This window comes from Cupriavidus sp. UGS-1 (assembly GCF_021213615.1).
Lineage (GTDB): Bacteria > Pseudomonadota > Gammaproteobacteria > Burkholderiales > Burkholderiaceae > Cupriavidus.
In genome coordinates this window covers 89,960-113,793 of record NZ_JAJQJF010000013.1, presented here as the reverse complement: position 1 = coordinate 113,793, position 23,834 = coordinate 89,960, and the positions used below count along the sequence as shown (strand labels likewise).

Below are 23,834 nucleotides of genomic sequence, written 5' to 3'. Positions count from 1 at the left end.
ATTTGTCGTCGGGCATTTCCCTGCTCCAAGTCTTCTACTGAGCGCTAACGCGGGGTTGGTCGGCACTCGGATCGCTGAACAACAATGGCAAATCGCGCTTAAGCTTGGCGCTTAGCTCATGGTCGGGGAATTGCTCTATCGCCGTCGTCCAAACCCTTACGGCCGATGCTGCATCACCGCTGTTCCAATGTGTGCCACCAAGGTTGAACATCGCCGCGGCATGGTCTGGGTCGAGCTTAAGCGTCGTTTCGTAGGCCTCGATTGCATCTGACCACCTCCTAAGGCGGTCGTAGGCCGAAGCCAATTGAAACCAGCTCATAGCATCCGGCTGAACGGTCTGGGCCTGTTCGCGCAATAACGGCACACTCTCGTCGAACCGCTCTTGTTTGTTGAGCGCAATCGCCAGGCAATAGCCGTAATCGCCGCCCGCCAACTCGTACGCCTTGCGAAAGCAGCGCTCCGCCTCTCTCCAGTCGTCATCATCCTGTGCCCAGTGGCCCAGACGGTCCCAAAGCAATGCGGCGTTGTCCGCGTCAATATGGGGGATGTGCCTATCAAATTCCTCCCGGAACTCGCTGTAGGTCTTCGCGATACTTTCGCCTTGGCCGCGTAGGTAGAACGTTGCCATGAGAAGTTCTGCCTTCCCTGCTGGATCCTCCGGGTTCGCTTTCACATAACGTTGCCAGAAGGGAAGAGCTTGGCGGGCGTTGCCCACATTCACGCGTCCGAAGCTGGCGACCAGACGGCGACACCAGGGCCAAATCCAACGAACGCGGTCTGCCTGAGCTACTAGGCCATAGATTTCTCGAAACGCTGCTCGGCCGTCTTCGAGGTTAAAAAGTACGTTGGCGCGCCAGCCGGCCACCGCAGAGGTCCGGCCCTGCATTTGTTCCGAGAAGATGACTTGGTCGAAATGCCACAAGGCGTCCTCGTAATTGCCTAAACGGACATGGTGGATACCTATCGCGTTGTGGGCTTCAGCAAGGTCCGGATTCAATCGTAATGCCTCACGGTAGTGGCTCATCGCCTGTTCATGGTTGCCGAGTGACGCGTGACTGGAGCCAAGGTTCTGGTGTACCTGCGCCGCAAGTTCGGGAGAGGAAGCGAGCGCTGGGTCGACAAGCGCAGCTGTGAAAGCGCGCAATGCTTCCTGTTCGTCACCGATAGCGTGAAAGGCGTTTCCGATCGTGTAGTGCAAGTCGCCGACGTGGTATCTATCATCAGCTAACTTCGTCCGAAAATAGCGGATGGCCTCCTTAATCCTCTCTGGGTGGTCGCTCATGCCGTCCATGCCGAGGTTGATCTCGGACATATAGCAAAGACTCATTCCGTCACTGCTTGCCCCTAGAACTGCCTCGAACTTGGTAAAGGCCGCGCTAATCGTCTCGTCTGCATTCTTTTCGTAGAGTTGCGCGAGCAGCTTTCGTGCTAGGGCGCGCTCCTCCGGAACATGAACGTCCGGCGGAGCCTCTAGAACGTGGCTGGACAGGTGGGCCGCAGCCACGCCGACTTGGTCCACGCGGCGATCGCGGGACGACTGGGCGCCCGCACGAGCGAGATCCGCGAGCTGGCGAAGGCGCTCCACAGTTAGTTCTTCAACGAACGAGACTGTCAACGAGCGCTGGTCGGTCCAGTTTTTCCCACCGTGCTTATATTGACGAGTAACACTTTCTGTCGTACGAATGCGTAGGGAGCCCGTCGGGGCGTGATAAGCGACATACACGCTGTAGGGCTGCATAAGTAGATAGTTGAGGTTAGCGCGACGTACCTCGACGCTGAACGAACCGTCGGCGTTCAGCGTACTCTCGGTTCCCTTAAGTTGGACATGGACTCGGGCGTTAGTCGCACGCTCATCAGCCACCACCTCGATCTGGCAGTCTGTCCCATAGTCCTTTCGGTCGGCCCCCTGGAGAATGAAAGCGCCACTTTCCTCGAGCCGCATTTGGAATATGGCAACCGCCTTGTCCTCAATCTTGTGATTCCGGTCGCGATATGGTAGTTCGTCAAAGTGGCTCATCGGCTCAGCTTGTTAGGGACGTTATTACATTGCTGTGGAAATACATACGGAGTCTTGATAAAGCCAAATCATGCTGCGGCTAGCATGGATTAACACCCGAAGTCTGTGTCGGCGTCGTTTATCTTATCAAGGAGTAACTTCCATTTCTTATAGCCGCTTGCACCAAGTTCTGTTGGCATGGAATGGCCGTAGCCGAAGGGGAAAAGTCTCATCCTTGAGACGTGGAGGTGGCCGGTTATGGCCGCTTCCCGCTATCCGACAATCCGTTGCTTCTCGACCAAAGCGGATACTCGTACGTTGAATTCGCGGCGATATGTTGTCTGACTCAATGGGGTTCAGCAGGCCGGTCGCTACGGCCGTTCCACCTCGTACAACCGGGCGCAAGCACTCCGGTCGATTTTAGCCATCACGCACCCCAACTTTGCTCAGGAGCCCCATGTTCGACCACGTGAAATTCGGCGTCACCGACTACACCGCGAGCAAGGCCTTCTTCCTCAAGGTGCTGGAGCCGCTTGGCGTAACGGTGGCGTCGGAAGGCCCCCCATCATACGGCGTCGAACTCTGCCCCCCAGGCAAGCCCTCCCTCTGCCTCTTCCAAACCACCGAAAAACCAGCCCACCTCCACCTCGCCTTCAAAGCCGAAACCCGCCAGCAAGTAGAAGCCTTCTATCGCGCAGCCCTTCAGGCCGGCGCCAAAGACAACGGCCCACCCGGCCTACGTCCGCACTACCACCCCAACTACTACGCCGCCTTCGTCATCGGCCCTGACGGCCACAACATCGAAGTCGTTTGCCACGAGCCCGAGGCCGAGCCGGAAGCCGACGCTAAGCCTACCGCTGCACCAAATCCCTAACCCCCTGCCGACAAAGACTGACGAAATGCTGGGCCGCCGATGACTGACCGCGCCCGGGATGGAACGCCAGAATCGCCCGAAACCGAACCGCCCCAGCAAACGGAACGCTCCTGAGCCCAAGCGCCAAATAGGTCCGAGCAACCAACGGATTCGTGACCGCAAGCCCCGCCCCCGCCAGCACCAGCGCGCACTGCGTATGGCTATACGGCGTCGTCGCGACGAAGCGGGGCGCGATATGGTGTTCGGCGAAGGCAGCTTCCAGTTGCCGTTGGGCCGGGTCCGCGGCGTCGAGGCCGATCAGTGGGGCGTCGGCCAGGTCGGTGACGCTGACTCTGGCGCGGGCCGCGAACGGATGGGTTGCGGGCACGATGCAGACGGCTGGCACGGCGTAGAACTCGGAAGCCGTCAGGCCGCTGGTGTCGACCTCATCGCCCATGAAGGCCAGGTCGAGTTCGCGTTGGAGCAGGCGTTCGCGCAGCGCGCGAGAGCTGTCTACCTCGAGCCGGCAATGGCTGCGCGGATAGTTGTGCGAGAAGCTGGCGACGGCCATGGGCATCACGCTGGCGGCCATTGCGTGCAGGGCGCCGACGCGCAGCACCGTGTCCTCGTGCTGGCGGAGCAGGTCGATCTTGCGTTGGACGGCGTCGAGGCCGATATAGACGCGTTCGACTTCGTCCATCAGCGCGGCGGCCTCGGCGGTCGGGACCATGCGGCCCTTGCTGCGGTCGAACAGGCGTAGCTGCGCGATCTTTTCGAGTTGCAGCACGGTCTGGGTGACCGCCGGCTGGCTGATATGCAACGCCTCGGCGGCGCGGCGTGCGGAGCCGAGGCGCATGACCATGCGGAATACCTCGATCTGCCGGGCGCTGATGGACGGTTCGCCGGTGTCTCTGGCCGCCTCTTTCATGTGGACCCTATAAGTTCGTCTTATCAAAAAGCCACGACAGCTGTCATCGCTGGAGCATGGCGCGCCGTAGACTTCGGCCTATGCAATCGTTGTCTATCGCCATGTCCCTCGACCGTTCATCGACGCCGTTCCCTGCCTTGCAACCGACCCTGAATCCGGCGCTGCACGCGCTGCAATGCATTAGCTGCGAGGCGATCTATCCCGTTTCGGACCTGCCGGAAGGCTGCCCGGCCTGTCACAGCCGGGGCCGGCCCAGCAGCGTCGAGGCGGTCTACGACGCGCGAGCGTTCGATTTTGCACCAAAAAGCACAGGTTATCGCTGGGGGCATTGCCTGCCGTATCTGAATGGCGTGACGCTGGGCGAGGGCGACACGCCTTGTCTGCCGGTCCCTGCGCTGGCCGAGGTGGCGGGCGTTGCGTCGTTGTGGATCAAGAACGAAGGCGCGAATCCGACCGGCTCGCACAAGGACCGCATGTCGTCCCAGGCCGTGAGCCGCGCGATTGCGGTTGGCGCGAGCGAAGTGGTGCTGGCCTCGAGCGGTAATGCCGCGGTATCGGCCGCGGCTTACTGTGCGGCGGCGGGCCTGGCCTGCGAAGTCGCGACTTACCGCGATTTGCCGGCGATCTTCGATGCGGCGCTGCGTTACTACGGGGCGCGACGCATCGTCTGCGAGACCGGCCATGCGCGATGGGAGCATGTGCGCCGCCGCGTGCAGGATGATGGGGCGTTCGCCTTGACCAACTACAGCATTCCGGCGGTGGGCAGCCCGGTGTTCGGGGTCGAGGGCTATCGCGCCGCGGCGCTGGAATGGGCGCACCAGGGCTGCGAGCCGGACCACGTGATCGTGCCGACCGCGCGTGGCGATCTGCTGTGGGGCATCTATAGCGCGCTGCGCGATCTGGTGGCGGCGCGGCGGCTCTCTCGCGTGCCGAAGCTGTGGGCGGTCGAGCCGTTTCCGCGGCTGTCGCGGGTGCTGGCCGGCGAGCCGCAGCAGGGCGATTTTGCGGGCGCGACGCAGCAGTTCTCGACCGCCGGCTCGACGGTGACCGCGCAGCAGGTTCAGGCGGTGACGCGTTCGGGTGGTGGCGCGGTGGTCGTTGGCGACGAGGCGGCCCGTGCCGGCACGGCCGCGTTGGCGGCGGCGGGATTCTGGGTCGAGCTCTGCGCGGGGGCAGGACTTGCCGCGGCGCAAACGCTGCGCGCCGACGGGCGCATCGACGCATCGCAATCGGTTCTTCTGATGTTGACGGCACGGGGCGATCGCGACCCCGCGCAAAGCTGATCCCTACACTGGCTGGAGTTTTCCCATGACGTTGCGCTATTTGATCGCCTCCCTCGCAATCTGCCTGACTGCCCATGCGCCGGCGGCAATGTCCGCCTATCCCGAAAAACCCATTCGCATCGTGGTGCCCTGGGCCGCGGGCGGCAGTACCGATGCGCTGGCGCGCGCCGTGGCGCAGCGAATGAGCGAGTCGATGGGCCAGCCGGTGGTCGTGGAGAACCGGGCAGGGGCCTCGGGCCGCATCGGTGCCGAGGCGGTGGCCAAGGCGGCGCCGGATGGCTACACGCTGGGCGTCATCGAACTGGCGCATACGGTGGCGCCGGCCGTGTTCCGCCAGATGCCATACGACCTGCTGCGCGATTTCACGCCGGTTTCGCTGCTCGGGGAATCGCCGCTGGTGCTGTTCGCCGATAGCACCCGCTATCGGGCCGGCGAGGCGCAGCGCTTCCTTGCCGATGCGCGCAAGCAGGGCAAGCCGCTGCAGCTGGCCACGAGCGGCAACGGCACGATCAGCCATCTGGCGGCCAAGATGTTCGAGGCGCAGGCCGGTGTGCCGATCGATGCGGTCCCCTATCGGGGCTCCGCGCCTGCGCTGACCGACGTGTCGGCCCAGCTGGTCGCCGGCCATTTCGCCACGCTGGCAAGCGGCAGCAGCCTGCTTGGCGCGGGCAAGATCACGGCGTTGATGGTGACCGGACCGGCGCGCATTCCGGCGCTGCCCAATGTGCCGACGGCCGCGGAGGCCAAGCTGCCGTCGCTGCAGATCAGCCAGTGGTGGGCCATCGTGGCACCGGCACGCACGCCGTCGACCGTGGTCAGCAAGCTGGGCGACGAGGTACGTGCGGCGCTTGCCAATCCGCAGACCAAGGCTCGCCTGGATAGCCAGGGCATCGACCTGAAGGCCTCGTCGCCCGCGCAGCTCGGCGACCGGCTGCGCGGCGAGGTCGATCGATGGGCGGCACTGGTCAAGCAGGCGGGAATTCAGCCGGAATAAGTCAGCCGGAATAAGCCAGCCGAAATAAGTCAGCCGCGTCGGCCGGTTTCGGCGATCGCCGCCAGCAGATCGTCCGCGTGCACCATGAACTCTCGTACTTGCCGCAGGGTCCGGTATTGATTCAGCACGGCGCTCCACTGCGGCGATTCGATCAGTTGATGCCAGACCGGCTCGAGGTCGCGCGAATCCGCGTGCTGCTGGTCGATCAGCTTGCTGGCGAATGCGAGCGTGGCGGGTGCCGACAACAGCTGCATCCGGCTGGCGGCACTCAGCATGCGCGGAGTGGTTTCGGCAGGCGCATCGCTGCAATACAGGATCCGATTCGAAAGATCCGCTTCGTCGGTCGGCAGGGCACGCAGCGCGGCACCACGAAGGCGTACCGCTCCTTGCTCGGTCTGGAACGTATAGATGACGTGCTCTTCGGCATGTGCGAGCAAGCGCAGGCCACGCAGCAGCCGGGGCAGGTCCGTGGTCGCGGCGTCCGCCGAGGCTTTTGCTTCCACTAGCAGGCAGACGTCCCAGGCCGGCGTATCGTCGCCGGCGTCATCGGCCTTTTCGCGCGCTGTCTCCGCGCGCCTCAGCAACACCGCATCCCATTCGGTCTTCGCCCGCTCGTGGCTGGCCGGCAGCGATGCCGGCACGCGCATCGAGGTGACGACGCGGTAGGGTGCCGACGAGCCCTCCAGTTCGTTGAGCCGCTGCGCCAACGCGCGCAGCGCCTGTGCGGCCAGCGCTTCGACGGCGGCCCCGCGCTGCCGCGAGGAGACGCCCTGCGCCGTCGCGGTAGCGGTTCCCGAGCGCGGACCCTGACGGTCCCACAGCGATCGATATTGGCGGACGAGCTCGTCCGAGAGCAGCGCTTCAAGCCGCCGCAAACGCTGCAGTGCGGGGCTTTCCAGCAGTTGCATCAAGCCGTGATGATCGGGCGTGTCGTTGGCGATCTCCGGCATCGCTAGCAGAGTGCGAACGGCGTCCTGCAGATCGGACCACGCTGACGCGGACGCAGCAGCATGGAGCTTCGCCATTGCCTCCCGCAGCCGACGCGCCGCGATCCGCTGCTGCTTGTTCGGGTGCGCCACCGCGTTGACGGCCGCCAGCACGGCCCTGCGGTCCTGATCCGCCCGGGCCGCAAGCGACGCGTACTCGCGCACATGGGCCACCCGGTGGCGAAGCGCCATCGCCTGGAATGCCGGATCGCCGGCATCCGGCCGGATCGCTTCGCGCACCATGCGCGCGAGCGACTCGACGAACAGATGCTTCAGCGCCGCGCCCGGGATTTCTCCGTTCGCCAGCGCGAGGCGAGCCTGCTCGATGGTGATCGCCAGCGCTGTCGCCGGATTGGCCTCATGAATCCGCTCCGCTACGGCAGCGATCGGCGGCAGGCGATACCGCCGTGCGACGGTGCGCAGCGTGTCGGCGAGCATGGCGGGCAGTGGCGGCAGGGACATGAGCGCAATGGTAGCAACGCCGGCACCGGGACGCGCCGCGCCGTCCCGGCGGCCGCCACACCGCTTGGCTCAGCGTGCGCGTGCGAGGTTGCCCAGGTGCCCCAGTACGTCGTCCAGCTCGGCGTTCAGCGTCGCGATCAGCTCTGCCGCGGGCAGCGAACGTGCCAACGGTGCGGCCTGGCCGGCCCATTGCGCGGCGAAGTCCGCGCTGCCCTTCGCCTTGGCCGCGGCGTGCAGCGCCTTGCCGGCGTCGTAGGTGATCGGGTAATCAGGGATCGGGGGCGCGTCGGCGGCGATGCCCAGTTCGGTGAATCGATTGACGAAGCCGCGCGCGGCGCGTCCGGAGATCGCGCGCGTCAGCGTTGTGGGGCGCGTCTGGTCCGCCAGCAGCGCTTCGCGATACGCGGCGTCGGCCACCGTTTCGGGGCACGCGACGAAGGCGGTGCCCAGCTGCGCGGCCACGGCCCCCAAGGCCAGCGCGGCCGCGATGCCGGCACCGTCCATGATGCCGCCGGCGGCGATCACCGGCAGGCTGGTCTTGCGCACCAGCAGGCGGACCAGCGCCATCGTGCCCAAGCCTTCGTCGAAGGCCTGCGTGTCGACCACGCCGCGATGGCCGCCGGCCTCGATGCCTTGCGCGACCACGGCGTCGATCCCGGCCGCTTCGACCTGGCGTGCTTCGGCGATCGTCGTCGCCGACGCCAGCAGCACGATGCCGGCCTCGCGCAGCGCGTCAATCCATGCCTGTTTCGGCAGGCCGAAGTGGAAGCTGACGACGGCGGGCTTCTCTTCCAGCAGCATCTCGTACATCGCGTCGTCGGCGACGAAGCTGCGATAGATCTCGCGCAGCGAGGCCGGCGGGGTCGCGCCGAATTCGGCAAAGCTTGGGGCCAGATAGTCGAGCCAACCGCGCTCGCGCTGCGCATCGGCCCGGGCCGGCGCATGGCAGAACAGATTGATGTTGAACGGGCGATCGGTCAGCGCGCGCGTGTCGCGGATGGCCTGGCGGGCGGCATCGGCGTTCATCGCGCCGACGCCGAGCGAGCCAAGGCCGCCGGCGTTGGAGACGGCCGCGGCCAGTGCCGGCGTGCTCACGCCTGCCATCGGGGCCTGGATGATCGGCGTCGACATGCCTAGCCGGGCCAGCAGGCCGTTTGCAGCGGAAGAGGGGGACATCGGATGCTCCTTCGGGATCGGGCCGCTTAGCCTTGTCGCAGCTCGTGCAGCAATGCCTCGTAGGCGGCGGTGGTGAAGCCGGCGCGCTTGACCAGGAAGGTATGCGCGGATCGCACCGGCACGGTGTGAAAGTCGTCGCGGTCCGGATGCAGGGCCAGCAGGGACTTCGGCAGGATGGCGAAGGCCGAGCCGGCGCTGACGCAGGCCAGGATCGCGTGGTAGGACGGCATCTCGCGCACCGTCAGGTTGCGGCGCAGCGCTTCGTCGGCTTGCGCGAGCCATTCCTCCGCGCAGCGGCGATACGTGCAACCGCGCGAGAAGCCGGCCAGCGTGCGCAGCGTGACGTCCTGCGGCCGGCGCACGCGTGGATGGCTGGCGGGCAGTACCAACACCAGTTCTTCGGTGAACAGGAATGCGCCTTCGAGGCCCGGCGCCATGTCTTCCATCGACAGCTGGCGTGGCGAACCGATGCCCGGATGGGCGACGATCGCGCAGTCGAGCTGGTGCGAGGCGACGGCATCGGCGAGCGCCTGGGCGGTGCCGGTGCGGATCTCGACGTCGACCAGCGGATAGCTTGCGTGATAGCGGGCCAGCGGTTTGGGCAGGCGGGCGGCCGCGGCGCTTTCCATGCTGCCCAGCCGCAGCTTGCCGGTGGGAACATCGTGCCGCATCGCTTGCCGCGCTTCCTCGGCCAGCGCTAGCAGCCGCTCCGCATAGCCAAGCAATTTTTGCCCTTCGGCGGTCAGCGTCATCCGCTTGCTGTCGCGCTGGAACAGCGTGACGCCGAGGCTGTCCTCCAGCTGCTTGATGCGGGTGGTGACATTGGACTGCACGCGATCGAGCGCGCGCGCGGCGCGCGTGACGCTTTGCTCCTGCGCCACGGCGCGGAAGATTTCCAGTTCGGCCAGTTCCATCGGATGCGGCGCGGCGTATCGAGCCGTTCTCAATTAAGGAATGAATACGGATTAAATATCCTGTATCGAGATCGATAAGTCAAGGCGGCCCACAAAGCAAAAAGGGAGAACGCAGTACGCGTTCTCCCTCCTGAAGCAATCGGCAGGGTGGCCCGGCGTGGCCGGCCCCCCTAGGCCCGATCAGAAATCCTCTGCATCCACATCGTAGTTCGCCGGCTCCCAGCGGATCGCCAGCAGCGCCAGCAGGCCGGCCAGCGGAGCCAGTGCGATGACCCAGAACACCTTGGTGCTCAGTGCCGCGGCCAGTACCGGGAACAGGAACAGCGACAGCGTGGAGCTGGCGCGCATCAGCGTCTGGTTGAAGCCGACGCCCACGCCGCGCAGCGAGGTCGGGTAGCTCAGCGACGCATAGGTCATCGTATGCGCGCCCGGACCGAAGCCCTGGCCCAGCAGGAACACGGCCAGCAGCGCGATCGCCGCCACCACTTCGGTCACGCCGTCGGGCTTGCCGACCAGCGCCAGGCCGACCAGCGCGGCCAGCTGGAACGCGTAGCCGACCACCGTCAGCTTCCACGCACCGACCCGCGGCACCAGCCGCACGCCGATCAGCCCGCCGACGAAGGCGAACAGCAGGTTCAGCGCCAGCGAGATCAGGATGGTGTTCAGCATCGTCTGCGCCAGGAAGCTGGCGATGATCACCGGCAGGCCGAACGCGACCGCGTTATAGGCGAACGACGAGGCGATCGACATGATCGTCGCCAGCACCGTGCGGCTGCGGTAGACGCCCTGCAGCAGCACCGCGTAGTTGCCCCAGGACGCCGCGCGCTTGGCCGGTTTGGCCACTGCATCGGGCGCGACCACCGCGTCGATGCCATAGGACCGCTTCAGGATCCGCGCGGCGCCTTCCAGGTCGCCCTGGTTGGCCGCCCACACCGGCGATTCGCTCATGTACTTGCTGCGCACCGCGATGATCACCAGCGCCGGCACCGCGCCGAAGCCAAGGATGATGCGCCAGAGCAGGCCGCTGTGCGACTCGGGCAGGACCGCGTAGCACAGCAGCACCAGTAGATAGGACACGCAGATCGCCGCATACCAGGTCGGGCACCACATCGCCACCCGCGCGGCCTTGTTGCCGCGGCCCTGCAGCTTGGAGAACTCGGCGAGGAAGGCCATCGCCACCGGCAGGTCGATGCCGACGCCCAGGCCCATCACGAAGCGGGCGCCGGCCAGCACGTATTCATTGGGGGCCAGCGCACAGGCGATCGCCGCTACCACGAAGAACAGCATGTCGGCCATGAAGACGCGATAGCGGCCGATGCGGTCGGTGAAATAGCCTCCGAGGAAGGCGCCGACGATCGCGCCGAAGGTGATCGCGGACGCGACCATGCCGGTGCCGGCCGGCGTCAGGTTGAACTCGCGGGTGACGTCCTTCAGGCCGAAGGCCAGCGCGCCGAGGTCGTACGCGTCGAGAAACACGCCGCCCAGCGCGATCGCGACCACCATGCGGGCGTTGCTGGCCTGGGCGCCGCCCTGGTTGACCAGTTGCGAGACATCGGCGGCGGAGCGGATGACGGCTTTGTTCGGTGGGGCAGCGCTGGCGGTCGCCTGTTGCGCTTCGGCGGGGGAGAGGGTGAGGTCGACGGACATGGGAATCGTGATGGGAGCATGCGCCGCACCGGCAGGGCGGCGGCGCGGCGAATGCTACGCCAGCACGATCGGTGATCCAAATGACTTATTGTTATATCTTTAAGGACGCGGGAATTCTGGCCTCGGCGATTCGCGTCCCATGTCTCAAGCCCCGCCGCCGGTGCTTCCCTCGAAGGCCGAGCGCAGCGACGCGACATCGAGCTTCTTCATCGGCAGCATCGTCTGCACCAGCCGATCGATGGCCGCCTGGTCGCCGGAGCGCATCAGCGTCTCCATGTCGGCCGGCACGATTTGCCAGGAGACGCCGAACGGATCCTTGCACCAGCCGCACGCCTCGGCTTCCGGTACCGCGGATAGCTTGGACCAGTAGCGGTCGATGGTCGCCTGGTCTTCGCAGTGCACCATGAACGAGATGGCCTCGTTGAAGCTGAAGCCATGCGGAAAGCCGCTGTCCATGGCTGCCATCCAGGTATTGCCGAGCCGGAAATCGGAGAACATCACCGTTCCCGCCGGATTGGGCTCCATGCCGGGACCGTAGCGGACCAGTTGCCCGGCCTGCGAGCCGGGGAAGATCTCGCGCCAGAACTCGCCTGCTGCCTCGGCCTTGCCGCAGGCTTCGCCGGAAAACATCAGCGCCGGCACGATCGGCGGACGGGATTCGCCGGAGGGATCGGTCAGCATCAGCTGCCAGGACAGGCCATAGCGGTCCTGCACCCAGCCGAATCGTTCGCTGAACGGATAGGCGTCGAGCGGCATCAGCGCCTGGCCGCCGTCGGTCAGTTTCTCCCACGTGGCGTCGAGCCGTTCGCGCGCCTGCGGATCGCGGCCCGGATCGAAGTAGACAAAGAAGGAAATCGACGGATTGAAGCGGAACATCGGCCCCGCGGAGATCGCCATGAATGGCTGGCCGCACAGCGTGAACCGCACGATATCGCAGTCTCCGGAGGGCGTATTGTGGATCTGCGTGACGAAATCGACGGCCGAATCCGGAAATACCGATACATAGAAGCGCGCCGCTTCCACTGCCTCGCGGTCGTACCAGAGGTGCGGAATAAGAGTGACAGGCGCGGTGACGGGCGTGGTCATGTCCCCAGGCTCCTTTTCAGGCGTTTCAAAATGCGAAACGGCGCCATGTCGGCCGCCGTTTTTCGCGACAAAACTCCAGAGTAGTCGCCCCTCGTGCGATCGACAAAGCCGCCTCATAAAAAAATCCCCAGGGCGGGAGGTCCCCTGGGGATTGCCAGTTTGAGCTTGCCGCGCCGTGCTACTTCTGCACCGCCGGCGCCGGCGTGCCCAGCGTCGTCTGGTGGCTGGCCGAGGCCGAACGCCGGTGGTCGATCATCGAGACCGCGAGCGCGGCGATCACGGCGGGAATCGCGATGGCGACGAAGTTCTGCTGCAGCGGCAGCGCCATGCCGACCAGCATGCCGATCACGATCGGCGCGAGGATCGCGCCGCTGCGCCCCACGCCCGAGGCCCAGCCGATGCCGGTGCCGCGTGCGGCCATCGGATAGAACTGCCCGGCATAGGCGTAGGTCACGATCTGCGTGCCGATCGTCGATGCCCCGGCCAGGCCGACCAGCACGAACAGCATCGGCGTCGGCACGGGATAGCCGAGCAGCGTGATCGATACCGCCGCCAGCGCATACATGCCGACCAGCACGTGCTTGATGTTGAAGCGGTCCGCCAGCCAGCCGCCGCCGACCGCGCCGATCATCGCGCCGAAATTGAGCACCAGCACGAAGGTCAGTGCCGAGCCCAGGCTGTAGCCGGCGCTGGCCATCAGCTTGGCCAGCCACGAGCTCAGTGCGTAGACCATGAACAGGCACATGAAGAACGCGACCCAGAACATCACGGTGCTGAAGCCGCGGCCATCCTGGAACAGCTTGCCGATCGGCGCCTCGCCGGCCTTCAGCTCGGGCAACGCGAAGCGGTCGTCGGCTTGCGGGCGATACGCCGATTCGAGGCGGCTCAATACGTTCTTGACCTCGTCCAGGCGTCCGGCGCGGATCAGGAAGGGCATCGATTCCGGCAGCGACTTCATCACCATCGGGATCAGCAGCACCGGCAGTCCGGCGGCGATAAACACCGATTGCCAGCCGTAGCTCTCGATCAGGCCCTTGCCGACCACCGCGGCCAGCATGCCGCCGACCGAATAGCCGCTGAACATCAGCGTGACCATGGTGCCGCGGATCTTGCGCGGCGAGTACTCGGTCATCTGCGCGACGACGTTGGGCATCACGCCGCCGATGCCAAGGCCGGCCAGGAAGCGCGTGACGCTGAACGTCACCGGATCGCTGGTAAAGCCCGCGGCCGCGGTAAATACGGAGAACAGCAGGATGCAGATGGCGATGGCCCAGCGCCGGCCGATTCGATCGGCGATGGTGCCGAGGAAGATCGCGCCGAACATCATGCCGAACAGCGCGGAGCTGACCATGAAGCCGGCCTGCGTCGCATCGACGCCCATCGATTGCATGATCGACGGCAGCGCGATGCCGGCCACGGCGAGGTCATAGCCGTCGAAGATGATGATCAGCGCGCACCAGAACAGCACGAGCCCATGAAAGCGGTTGAAGCGGGCCTCGTCGGCCAGCTGGTGGACGTCGATTTGACGCATGGTTGTCTCCTTTGCCGAGCTCGGACGGCTCGCTTGTCATCGTGGATCTGAATACGCCGTCGTCCCCGCGCAGGCGGGGAATCAGCGGCTCTGCTTCGGCCGTGGTTGAAGCCACTGGGCCCCCGCTTTCGCGGGGGCGACAGTCAAAGTCGTTGATGCACCCATTCGTCGTCCCCGCGAAGGCGGGGACCCAGCGGCTCTGCTTCGGCCGTGGTTGAAGTCGCTGGGCCCCCGCTTTCGCGGGGGCGACAGTGGGAATCGCGGGGGCGACAGATGTAATGGGCCCTACTGCACCGTCTCGCCGACGAAATCGACGATCGCCGCGATCAGCGCGTCCGGCTGGTCGCGATGGGGCGAATGGCCGCAGTCGGGCAGCTCGAGCAGGCGCGTCTGCGGTACGCGGCGCGCGATGCCGCGGATCTGCTCGAGCGTGCCGTACTCGTCGTCGAGCCCCTGCACCGCCAGCAGCGGGCAGGTTATGCCGGCGATCTCGGCCTCGATCGACCAGTGGCGGAACGGCGGATGCAGCCAGATGCCGTTCCATCCCCAGAATGCCGAGTCCGGGTCGTCGTGATAGCGCGCCAGCCGCTGGCGCAGATCGGTGTTCAGATAGGCTTCGCGCGCCTTCTCGATGCTGGAGACCGACAGGTCCTCGACCAGGATATGCGGCGCCAGCACGATGGTCCCGGCCACGCGCGACGGAAAGCGGGCGGCGTACAGCAGCGCGATCGAGCCGCCATCGCTGTGTCCCAGCAGCCAGGGTGGCTCGGCCTCGGCATCGATGCCGAGCGCCGTCAGCAGGGCAGGCAATACCTCGTGCGCCTGGCGGTGCATGAAATTCGGGTGCCACACCTCGTCGGCGGCCCGCGGCGTCGAGCGCCCATAGCCCGGCCGCGAATAGACCAGGCCGCGGCAGCCCAGCGCCTCGCAGACGCGCTGCGGAAAGTCCCGCCACATCGCCACCGAGCCCAGGCCCTCGTGCAGGAAGATCAGCAGCGGAGCGCCGGCGTTCCGCTCGCCCAGCCGCTGGTACTCGATCCGCACCGGGCGGCCGGCCCAGTCGATCTCGGCGAATTCGACCGGCGCGCTCATTGCAGCCCCGCCAGGGCCAGTTGCCCGTCGGAAGCAATCAGCACGTTCGATCCGACCGCGTCGGCGCCGCACTCGCCTTGCCGCCGATCTTGCCCTGGCCCTTGCTCTTGTTCCCGCTCGCGCAGCCGGAAGCGCTGGATCTTGCCGGTCGCGGTCTTTGGCAAGCTATCGACGAACTCGATCAGCCTCGGGTACTTGTAGGGCGCCAGCCGTTCCTTGACGAAGGCCTTCAGTTCGTCGTCGCCGCACTGCGTGCCGGGTTTGAGCACGACAAAGGCCTTGGTGCGCGTCAGCCCTTGCGGGTCATTGACGCCGATCACCGCGGCTTCGAGCACCGCGGGATGCTGCATCAGCGTGGCCTCGACCTCGAACGGCGATACATAGATGCCGCTGACTTTCAGCATGTCGTCGCTGCGGCCCGCATAGCAGTAGGTGCCATCGGCGTTGCGCACGTACTTGTCGCCGCTCTTGGTCCAGCTGCCCTGGAAGGTCTCGCGCGACTTGTCGCGGTTGCCCCAATACATCAGCGCCGCGCTCGGTCCCTGGATATAGAGGTCGCCGACCTCGCCATCGGGTACCGGCCGGCCTTCCTCGTCGCGTAGTTCGACGGTGTAGCCGGGCACCGGCCAGCCGGTGGTGCCGTAGCGGACCTGGCCCGGGCGGTTCGACAGATAGATATGCAGCATCTCGGTCGAACCGATGCCGTCGATGATCTCGCAGCCGAAATGCGCGGTGAAGCGCTGGCCCAGCTCCGCGGGCAGCGCCTCGCCGGCCGAGGAGCACAGCCGCAGCGCCACCTGTTCACGCGCGGGCAGCGCGGGGGAGGCCAGCATGCCGGCATAGCCGGTCGGCGCGCCGAAGAACACCGTGGCGCGGTGGTCGAGCCAGCGCCGGAAGATTGCCTCGGGCGTGGGGCGCTCGGCCATCAGCACCACGGTGGCACCGACGCTGAGCGGGAAGGTCAGGCCGTTGCCCAGGCCGTAGGCGAAATACAGCTTGGCCGCCGAGAAGCAGATGTCGTGCTCGGTCAGGCCGAGAATGGGTTTGGCATAGAGCTCGGCGGTCCAGTACGGATTGGCCTGGCTGTGCAGCACGCCCTTGGGGCGGCCGGTCGAGCCGGAGGAATACAGCCAGAAGCCGGGGTCATCGGGGCCGGTGGCCGCCGCCGAGGGCTGCGGCGCGTGCTCGGCGATCAGCGCATCGAGCGAGCCCGTGCCGGCGGGCAGCGCACCCTCCGGGCGCGACACGATCACGTGGTCGACCTCATGGCCGCCTTCCGCCATCGCCTTCGCCATCGCCTGCTCCAGCACCGGCAGCAGCGCCGCCGACACCAGCGCCGCGCGGGCGCGGCTGTGCCGCAGCATGTAGGCGTAGTCATTCGGCGTCAGCAGCGTGTTGACCGCGACCGGCACGATGCCGGCGTAGATTGCCCCGAGGAAGCAGACCGGCCAGTCGCTGCAGTCGTGCATCAGCAGCAGCACGCGTTCCTCGCGCCGCACGCCGAGGGATTGCAGCGCGGTCGCGAAGCGCCGTATGCGTTCGGCGAGTTCGTCGTAGCGCAGCCGGCCGTGGTCGTCGATATAGGCGGTCTTGTCGCCGCGATGCTTGTTGGCGTCCAGCAGATACTGGGCGAAGTTGAAGGGCGTGGTGGGCGCCACCACCGGCGGCGGGTCGGAGCCCGGTGCGCCTGTCGTGATCGTGGTCGCGGTAGTCGTCGTCGCGGCTGCCATGCGTTGTCTCCCCATCTGTTCTACGAATGCTTGCGATACGGCAAATACTGGTACTGGTACTGCGTGTCTCCTTACAGCCGATCCAGCAGCGCCGTGCTGGCCTGCACGGCGCTGCGGCGATGGTAGAAGTTCAGTGCGCGCAGACCGCCCAGCTCTTCGCCGCCACCGGCGCGGCCGGGGCCGCCATGCAGCGATTGCGGCATGACGTTGCCGTGGCCGGTCTGCAGTTGCGCGACATCGGGCGAGATCACGTGGACACGGCCGTGGCTGTCGGCCAGCTGAAGCGCCGCGGCGGCCAGTGCCGCGGGGTCGCTGCCATAGAGCGACGCAACCAGCGAGCCTTCGCCGCGGCGTGCCAGCTCGAACGCATGGCCGGCGTCGATGCCATCCTCGCCTTGCCGCTCGCGATAGGGCATCAGCGTGGCGACCGGGCCGAATACCTCAATCTGATGGACCAGCGCGTTGCCGTCGGGATCCCGGGTGCCCAACAGCGTCGGACCGATGCAGCAGGCCACGGCCGGGTCGGCGTCGATCAACGGCTGGTTCGCGCCATCGTGCAGCGTTTGCGTTTGCGCCTGCAATTGCGCCAGGCCCTCGCGTACCGTGGCCAGCTGCGCGCGGCTGACCAGCGCCCCCATGCGGACGTCGGCGTTGCGCGGGTTGCCGACGGTGATCTCGCGCAGCCTGGCGGCGATGGCTTCCGCAGTCGCGTCGTACAGCGACTCGGGCACCAGCACGCGGCGGATCGCCGTGCATTTCTGTCCCGACTTGACCGTCATCTCGCGCACGACTTCGGCGGCCAGCAGCGGCAGCGCATCGTCGCCGCCGGCCTCGCGCGGCAGCAGCAGCGCCGAGTTGACGCTGTCGGCCTCGATATTGACGCGCACCGAGCGCTGGGCGATCGCCGGATGCGAGCGGATCCGCGCGGCGGTCTGCGCCGAGCCGGTGAACGACACCACGTCGAAGGGCTCCAGCGCGTCGAGCAAGCCGTCGGCACTGCCGCAGACGATCGACAGCGCGCCCGGCGGCAGGATGCCGGCCTCGACTACATCGTGGACCATCCGGTGCGTCAGCCAGGCGGTCGACGTGGCCGGCTTGACGATCACCGGCACGCCGGACAGCAGCGCCGGCGCGGCCTTCTCCCACAGGCCCCACGAAGGGAAGTTGAAGGCGTTGATGCACAGCGCGACGCCGCACGTGGGCACCAGCACGTGTTGCGACTGGAACAACGGGTCCTTGCCGAGCCGCGCCGCCTCGCCATCGAGCAGATAGCGCCGGTCGCCGAGCGTCTCGCCCAGCTTCGCATAGCTGCCCAGCGTGAAGATCGCGCCATCGATATCGACCGCGGAATCGCGCTTGACCGTGCCGCTGTTGGCGGTCGCGATCTCGTAGTAGGCGTCGCGGTGTTGCTGCAGCACCTGCACGATCGCGCCCAGCAGTTGCGCGCGCTTCCGATACGTCAGCGCCCGCAGCGCGGCGCCGCCTTGCTCGCGTGCAAAGGCGAAGCCCTCGGCCAGATCGAGCCCGGTGGCATCGACGCGCGCCAGTTCATCGCCGAGCACCGGATCGAACAGCGCCGCGCCCTTGCCGCTGCCATGCTGCCAGCGGCCGGCCAGATAGCTCGGTAGCGACCCGCTCATGCTGCCTCCTGTCGGGTGAACTCGATGCGCCCTTCGGGCAGCAGATAAAGGACCAGCGCGCGCCCGTTCGACACCGTGGGGCGATGCGCGCTGCCGGGCGGGCAGACCAGCCAGCCGGCGGGCCGTCCGTCGAAGCGGGCCTCGCCCTCGATCGGCATGATCAGGTCGATCTCGCCATTGGGATGGGTGTGATGCGGGCCGGCGATATCGTTCATGTCGACCACGTCGACCGAAAAGCCGTGCAGGTCGTCGGCGGGTTTGAAGATGCGGCCATAGCGGATACCGCCGCCTTCGCGATCGCACAGCCAGCCTTCGGCGACGCCGGTTTCGCAGGCGGCCTTCAGCGCGCGGTAGGGCTCGGTATCGGGGCCGTATTCGGCGTTGAGCCAGGCATCGAGCGCGGCGTCGAGCGGACGGCCGGCCAGGCGGGCGGTCAGTTCGGCCAATTGCTGGCGGAAGGCCTGGGCGGCCGGTGGGAGGGTGGGGGACATCGGCAAGTGCTCCGTCACGTCGGGGAAAACCTAACCGGTTTGCACGTCGGCTTTTGATGCATTATTGTGCATGGGCGAACCATAGAGGTCGACGCCGGCGCTGTCAAGAACTATATTGCAGGAGTGTCGACGGATGCGCTAGGCAAAGACTGCGCGCGCGAAGGAAAGCTGATGTTGTTGTGGGCCTGCGGCCACGCCGCCTGCGTGCACTATATGAAGTAAAGCGCAGCATGGCCGCTATCCGAGTACATGCACAATAATTCTTGACGTCGATCGAGATGATGCACTATGATGCGTGACATCGGAGTCCAATCCATGCACTATCGTGCTTTACCGCACGAGGCGCACAGGCTGAACAGACAGCGATGTCAGCACAGAGAACAGGAGACAATGCCGTGACCCAGGTCCCCCGCGTCGACTACCAGACCGACCCCTCCCAATACAAGCACCTGAAGCTGCGGTTCGATGGACCGGTCGCCACGCTGGTGCTCGATATCGACGAGAACGCCGGCCTGCGTCCCGGCTACAAGCTCAAGCTCAACAGCTACGACCTCGGCGTCGACATCGAACTGAATGACGCGCTGAACCGCATTCGCTTCGAACATCCCGAAGTGCGCAGCGTCGTGGTGACCAGCGGCAAGGACAAGGTGTTCTGCTCCGGCGCCAATATCTTCATGCTCGGCGTCAGCAGCCACGCGTGGAAGGTCAACTTCTGCAAGTTCACCAACGAGACCCGCAACGGCATCGAGGATTCCTCGAAACACAGCGGCCTGAAATTCCTCGCCGCGGTCAACGGCGCCTGCGCCGGCGGCGGCTACGAGCTGGCGCTGGCCTGCGACGAGATCCTGCTGGTCGACGACCGCTCGTCGGCCGTCAGCCTGCCCGAAGTGCCGCTGCTCGGCGTGCTGCCCGGCACCGGCGGCCTGACCCGCGTCACCGACAAGCGCCATGTGCGCCACGACCTGGCCGATATCTTCTGCACCACCACCGAAGGCGTGCGCGGCCAGCGTGCCAAGGAGTGGCGCCTGGTCGACGACATCGCCAAGCCGGCGGTGTTCGCGCAGAAGGTACAGGAGCGTGCGCTGGCGCTGGCCGCGCAGAGCGATCGCCCCGCCGACGCGCAAGGCATCGCGCTGACGCCGCTGGAGCGCACCGTCGAGGCCGATGCGCTGCGCTATGGCTACGTCGACGTGCAGATCGATCGCGCCGCGCGTACCGCGACCTTCACGATCCACGCGCCGCGCGGCCCGCAGCCGGAGACGCCGGCCGCGATCGCCGAGGCCGGTGCGGCCTGGTATCCGCTGCAGCTGGCGCGCGAGCTCGAGGACGCGATCCTGTCGATGCGCACCAATGAGCTGGGGATCGGTACCTGGCTGATCAAGACCGCCGGCGACGCGGAAGCCGTGCTGCGGATGGACGCCACGCTGCTGGCGCATCGCGACCACTGGCTGGTGCGCGAGACCATCGGGCTGCTGCGCCGCACGTTCAGCCGCCTCGATGTGTCATCGCGCAGCCTGTTCGCGCTGGTCGACGAGGGCACCTGCTTCGCCGGCTCGCTGCTGGAACTGGCGCTGGCCTGCGATCGCATCTACCACCTGGCGCTGCCCGACGACGAGGCCCGCGCGCCAAAGATTACCGTCGGCGAAACCAACTTCGGCCTCTATCCGATGGCCACCGGCCAGAGCCGCCTGGGCCGCCGCTTCTACGACGAAGCGCCGGCGCTGGAAGCGGTGCGCGCCAAGGCCGGCCAGCCGCTCGATGCGGACGCCGCCTTCGCGCTCGGCCTGGCGACCTCGAACCCGGACGACATCGACTGGGCCGACGAGCTGCGCATCGCGATCGAGGAACGCGTGGCGATGTCGCCCGACGCGCTGACCGGCATGGAGGCGAACCTGCGCTTCAACGGCCAGGAGACCATGTTCACGCGCATCTTCGGGCGGCTGACCGCCTGGCAGAACTGGATCTTCCAGCGGCCCAATGCCGTCGGCGACAAGGGCGCGCTGAAGGTCTACGGCAAGGGCGACAAGGCGGCATTCGACTGGAACCGCGTCTGACTGGATGTCGTCCCCGCGAAAGCGGGGACCCAGCGGCTTTCAGCGACGCAGAAAGCAAGCCACTGGGCCCCCGCGTTCGCGGGGGCGACAGGGATGGCAACGACACAGCGACATATCACCGGGAGACCAACGATGTCCGGTATCAACTACAGCGAGAAGATCCCCAACAACGTCAACCTCAGCGAGGACCGCACGCTGCAGCGCGCGCTGGAGCAGTGGCAGCCGAACTACCTGAGCTGGTGGAACGACATGGGCCCGGACGGCTCGCAGAACTTCGACGTCTACCTGCGCACCGCGACCAGCGTGGATCCGCAGGGCTGGGCGCAGTTCGGCTACGTCAAGATGCCGGACTATCGCTGGGGCATCTTCCTGAATCCAGCGGAGCAGGGCCGCAAGATCCATTTCGGCGACCACAAGGGCGAGGACGCCTGGCAGGACGTGCCGGGGGAATACCGTGCCAACCTGCGCCGCATCATCGTGACGCAGGGCGATACCGAGCCGGCCTCGGTCGAGCAGCAGCGCCATCTGGGCCTGACCGCGCCGAGCATGTACGACCTGCGCAACCTGTTCCAGGTCAATGTCGAGGAAGGCCGCCACCTGTGGGCGATGGTCTATCTGCTGCACAAGTACTTCGGCCGCGACGGCCGCGAGGAAGGCGAGGCGCTGCTCGAGCGGCGCAGCGGCGAGCAGGACAACCCGCGCATCCTGCAGGCGTTCAACGAGCGCACGCCGGACTGGCTGTCGTTCTTCATGTTCACCTACTTCACCGACCGCGACGGCAAGTTTCAGCTGTGCGCGCTGGCCGAGAGCGCCTTCGATCCGCTGGCCCGCACCACCAGGTTCATGCTGACCGAGGAAGCGCACCACATGTTCGTCGGCGAATCGGGCGTGTCGCGCGTGATCCAGCGCACCTGCCAGGTGATGAACGAGCTGAAGACCGACGATCCGGGCAAGCTGCGCGCCGCCGGCGTGATCGACCTGCCGACGATCCAGCGCTACCTGAACTTCCACTACAGCGTGACCATCGACCTGTTCGGCGCCGACGAGTCCAGCAATGCGGCGACCTTCTACAGCACCGGCCTGAAGGGCCGTTTCGAGGAAGGCAAGCGCAACGACGACCATCTGCTCAAGGACAGCACCTATCGCGTGCTGCAGGCCGCCGGCGGCCAGCTGGTCGAGAAGGAAGTGCCGATGCTCAACGCGCTGAACGAGGTGCTGCGCGACGACTACATCAAGGACAGCGTGGCCGGCGTCGAGCGCTGGAACCGCGTGATCGACAAGGCCGGCATTCCGTTCCGACTGAAGGTTCCGCACAAGGCCTTCCACCGCAATATCGGCGCGCTGGCCGGCGTCAAGGTGTCGCCGGACGGCCGCGTGATTTCGGACGCCGAATGGCAGGCCAATGTCGGCCAGTGGTTGCCGACCGAAGACGATCGGGCGTTTGTCGCCAGCCTGATGGGCCGCGTGGTCGAGCCCGGCAAGTTCGCCAACTGGATCGCGCCGCCGGCGATGGGTGTCAATCGCCAGCCGGTGGATTTCGAATACGTGCGGTTCAACTGAGCGACGGCGAGAGCAACGGCAATATCGGCGCAACAGCGCCAGCAACAACGACAGCGACCGCGCGTGACCGAACGCAGCGCCGAGCCGCGGCAGCATCTGGAGACGGCCATGGATATGGCAGACATGCAAATCATCAAGCAGCATCTGATCGACCCCGAGATCTGCATTCGCTGCAATACCTGCGAGATGACCTGCCCGGTCGGCGCGATCACGCACGATTCGCGCAACTACGTGGTCGACGCCGACAAGTGCAATCTGTGCATGGCCTGCGTGTCGCCGTGCCCGACCGGCTCGATCGACAACTGGCGGATGGTGCCGCGCACGCGGCCCTATACGCTGGACGAACAGCTCGGCTGGGACACGCTGCCCGACGAACTGAGCAGCGAGCAGCTGGCCGCCAGCGGCGTGGGCGCCGAGGCAATTGCCGAGGCGCAGGCGCTGGAGGCGGTGGAGGAGCCGGTCGATCCCGCGCTGGCGCAGATCGCGCCGTTCAACAGCGCGCAGTACGGTGCGACGCTGCCGCCGTGGTCGGCCGCGCATTGCTACACCAATCTGTACGGGCCGAAGTCGGCGATCAAGTCGGTCACGGCCACCGTGGTCGGCAATGTGCGCGTGACCGAGGTCGGGCGCGACTACGACACCCATCATCTGGTGCTGGACTTCGGCGCGATGCCGTTCCCGGTGCTGGAGGGGCAGTCGATCGGCATCGTGCCGCCGGGCGTCGACGAGCAGGGTCGCCCGCACCATGCGCGGCAGTACTCGGTGGCCAGCCCCCGCAATGGCGAGCGGCCGGGCTACAACAACCTGTCGCTGACGATCAAGCGCGTGCTCGAGGACCATCAGGGCAATCCGGTGCGGGGCGTGGCCTCGAATTACCTGTGCGACCTGCAGGTTGGCGACACGGTCGAGGTGATCGGCCCGTTCGGCAACAGCTTCCTGATGCCGAACCATCCGCGCTCGAATATCGTGATGATCTGCACCGGCACCGGCAGCGCGCCGATGCGGGCGATGACCGAATGGCGCCGCCGGCTGCGCAAGTCGGGCAAGTTCGACGGCGGCAAGCTGATGCTGTTCTTCGGCGCCCGCACGCAGGAGGAATTGCCGTACTTCGGTCCGTTGCAGAACCTGCCGAAGGACTTCATCGATATCAACCTGGCGTTCTCGCGCACGCCGGGCCAGCCCAAGCGCTATGTGCAGGACCTGATGCGCGAACGCGCCGCCGACCTGGCGCAGCTGCTCGCCGATCCGGACAGCTATTTCTATGTCTGCGGGCTGAAGAGCATGGAGGAGGGCGTGGTGCTGGCGCTGCGCGATATTTCCGAGCAGGCCGGTCTGGACTGGGAGGCGGTGGCCGCTTCGCTGAAGCGCGAAGGGCGGCTGCATCTGGAGACGTACTGAGCTTGCGTATTGC

18 protein-coding genes are annotated in these 23,834 nt (G+C 66.3%); 6 read left to right on the top strand and 12 right to left on the bottom strand.

Annotation, left to right across the window (positions count from 1 at the left end; all coding sequences use genetic code 11):
- Nucleotides 1-34: 34 nt before the first annotated feature.
- A complete protein-coding gene (locus LRR16_RS17165; RefSeq protein ID WP_232206623.1) occupies nt 35-2,017 on the bottom strand; it encodes a tetratricopeptide repeat protein in 1,983 nt (660 codons plus the stop codon).
- 436 nt (nt 2,018-2,453) lie between these two features.
- Between LRR16_RS17165 and LRR16_RS17160 the strand changes: the two genes are divergently transcribed.
- A complete protein-coding gene (locus LRR16_RS17160) occupies nt 2,454-2,870 on the top strand; it encodes a VOC family protein (protein WP_232206622.1) in 417 nt (138 codons plus the stop codon).
- Here the strand turns inward: LRR16_RS17160 and LRR16_RS17155 are convergent.
- Nucleotides 2,848-3,777, bottom strand: coding sequence for a LysR family transcriptional regulator (locus tag LRR16_RS17155; RefSeq protein WP_232206621.1), 930 nt, complete (start codon nt 3,775-3,777; stop codon nt 2,848-2,850). The two genes, LRR16_RS17160 and LRR16_RS17155, sit on opposite strands and share 23 nt — an antisense overlap.
- 137 nt (nt 3,778-3,914) lie before the next feature.
- On the opposite strand from LRR16_RS17155, the gene LRR16_RS17150 reads away from it, so the two are divergent.
- Together LRR16_RS17150 and LRR16_RS17145 are read left to right on the top strand one after the other, a co-directional pair.
- Complete coding sequence (locus tag LRR16_RS17150) at nt 3,915-5,060, top strand: pyridoxal-phosphate dependent enzyme (RefSeq protein WP_232206620.1); 1,146 nt, start codon at nt 3,915-3,917, stop codon at nt 5,058-5,060.
- Nucleotides 5,061-5,085: 25 nt separating this feature from the next.
- Nucleotides 5,086-6,054 (top strand): tripartite tricarboxylate transporter substrate binding protein, encoded by a 969-nt coding sequence (locus LRR16_RS17145; RefSeq protein WP_064574039.1) that lies wholly within the window; start codon nt 5,086-5,088, stop codon nt 6,052-6,054.
- 29 nt (nt 6,055-6,083) lie between these two features.
- Here LRR16_RS17145 and LRR16_RS17140 read toward each other — a convergent pair whose 3' ends face one another.
- From LRR16_RS17140 to LRR16_RS17095, 10 genes are all read right to left on the bottom strand, one after another.
- Nucleotides 6,084-7,502, bottom strand: coding sequence for a 3-deoxy-D-arabino-heptulosonate 7-phosphate synthase (locus tag LRR16_RS17140; RefSeq protein ID WP_232206619.1), 1,419 nt, complete (start codon nt 7,500-7,502; stop codon nt 6,084-6,086).
- Between the two features lie 69 nt (nt 7,503-7,571).
- Nucleotides 7,572-8,678, bottom strand: a complete 1,107-nt coding sequence (locus tag LRR16_RS17135) for a nitronate monooxygenase family protein (protein ID WP_232206618.1) — start codon at nt 8,676-8,678, stop codon at nt 7,572-7,574.
- 26 nt (nt 8,679-8,704) lie between these two features.
- Nucleotides 8,705-9,592, bottom strand: coding sequence for a LysR substrate-binding domain-containing protein (locus LRR16_RS17130; RefSeq protein WP_232206617.1), 888 nt, complete (start codon nt 9,590-9,592; stop codon nt 8,705-8,707).
- A gap of 180 nt (nt 9,593-9,772) precedes the next feature.
- The gene (locus tag LRR16_RS17125; protein WP_006575754.1) at nt 9,773-11,239 is read right to left on the bottom strand and encodes an MFS transporter; all 1,467 of its coding nucleotides are present in this window, start codon (nt 11,237-11,239) and stop codon (nt 9,773-9,775) included.
- Between the two features lie 144 nt (nt 11,240-11,383).
- Nucleotides 11,384-12,325: a VOC family protein gene (locus tag LRR16_RS17120; RefSeq protein WP_232206616.1), complete on the bottom strand. Its 942-nt coding sequence runs from the start codon at nt 12,323-12,325 to the stop codon at nt 11,384-11,386.
- Nucleotides 12,326-12,503: 178 nt separating this feature from the next.
- Nucleotides 12,504-13,856, bottom strand: coding sequence for an MFS transporter (locus tag LRR16_RS17115; protein WP_232206615.1), 1,353 nt, complete (start codon nt 13,854-13,856; stop codon nt 12,504-12,506).
- A 285-nt stretch (nt 13,857-14,141) separates the two neighbouring features.
- The gene (locus tag LRR16_RS17110) at nt 14,142-14,948 is read right to left on the bottom strand and encodes an alpha/beta fold hydrolase (RefSeq protein ID WP_232206614.1); all 807 of its coding nucleotides are present in this window, start codon (nt 14,946-14,948) and stop codon (nt 14,142-14,144) included.
- Nucleotides 14,945-16,678: a benzoate-CoA ligase family protein gene (locus LRR16_RS17105; RefSeq protein ID WP_232206613.1), complete on the bottom strand. Its 1,734-nt coding sequence runs from the start codon at nt 16,676-16,678 to the stop codon at nt 14,945-14,947. Before LRR16_RS17105 ends, LRR16_RS17110 begins: the two co-directional genes overlap by 4 nt.
- A 71-nt stretch (nt 16,679-16,749) precedes the next feature.
- The gene (locus tag LRR16_RS17100) at nt 16,750-18,318 is read right to left on the bottom strand and encodes a 3,4-dehydroadipyl-CoA semialdehyde dehydrogenase (RefSeq protein ID WP_232206612.1); all 1,569 of its coding nucleotides are present in this window, start codon (nt 18,316-18,318) and stop codon (nt 16,750-16,752) included.
- A complete protein-coding gene (locus LRR16_RS17095; RefSeq protein WP_006575749.1) occupies nt 18,315-18,809 on the bottom strand; it encodes a DUF4863 family protein in 495 nt (164 codons plus the stop codon). The genes LRR16_RS17100 and LRR16_RS17095 overlap by 4 nt, the downstream gene beginning before the upstream one ends.
- Before the next feature lie 395 nt (nt 18,810-19,204).
- Between LRR16_RS17095 and boxC the strand changes: the two genes are divergently transcribed.
- The 3 genes from boxC to boxA all read left to right on the top strand — a co-directional run bounded on the left by boxC (nt 19,205) and on the right by boxA (nt 23,821).
- Nucleotides 19,205-20,863 carry a 2,3-epoxybenzoyl-CoA dihydrolase gene (gene boxC, locus LRR16_RS17090; RefSeq protein WP_232206611.1) on the top strand — a complete coding sequence of 553 codons (1,659 nt, stop codon included), beginning with the start codon at nt 19,205-19,207 and terminating at the stop codon, nt 20,861-20,863.
- 132 nt (nt 20,864-20,995) lie between these two features.
- Nucleotides 20,996-22,423 carry a benzoyl-CoA 2,3-epoxidase subunit BoxB gene (gene boxB, locus LRR16_RS17085; protein WP_232206610.1) on the top strand — a complete coding sequence of 476 codons (1,428 nt, stop codon included), beginning with the start codon at nt 20,996-20,998 and terminating at the stop codon, nt 22,421-22,423.
- A gap of 108 nt (nt 22,424-22,531) precedes the next feature.
- The gene (boxA, locus tag LRR16_RS17080; RefSeq protein WP_232206609.1) at nt 22,532-23,821 is read left to right on the top strand and encodes a benzoyl-CoA 2,3-epoxidase subunit BoxA; all 1,290 of its coding nucleotides are present in this window, start codon (nt 22,532-22,534) and stop codon (nt 23,819-23,821) included.
- Nucleotides 23,822-23,834: the final 13 nt, after the last annotated feature.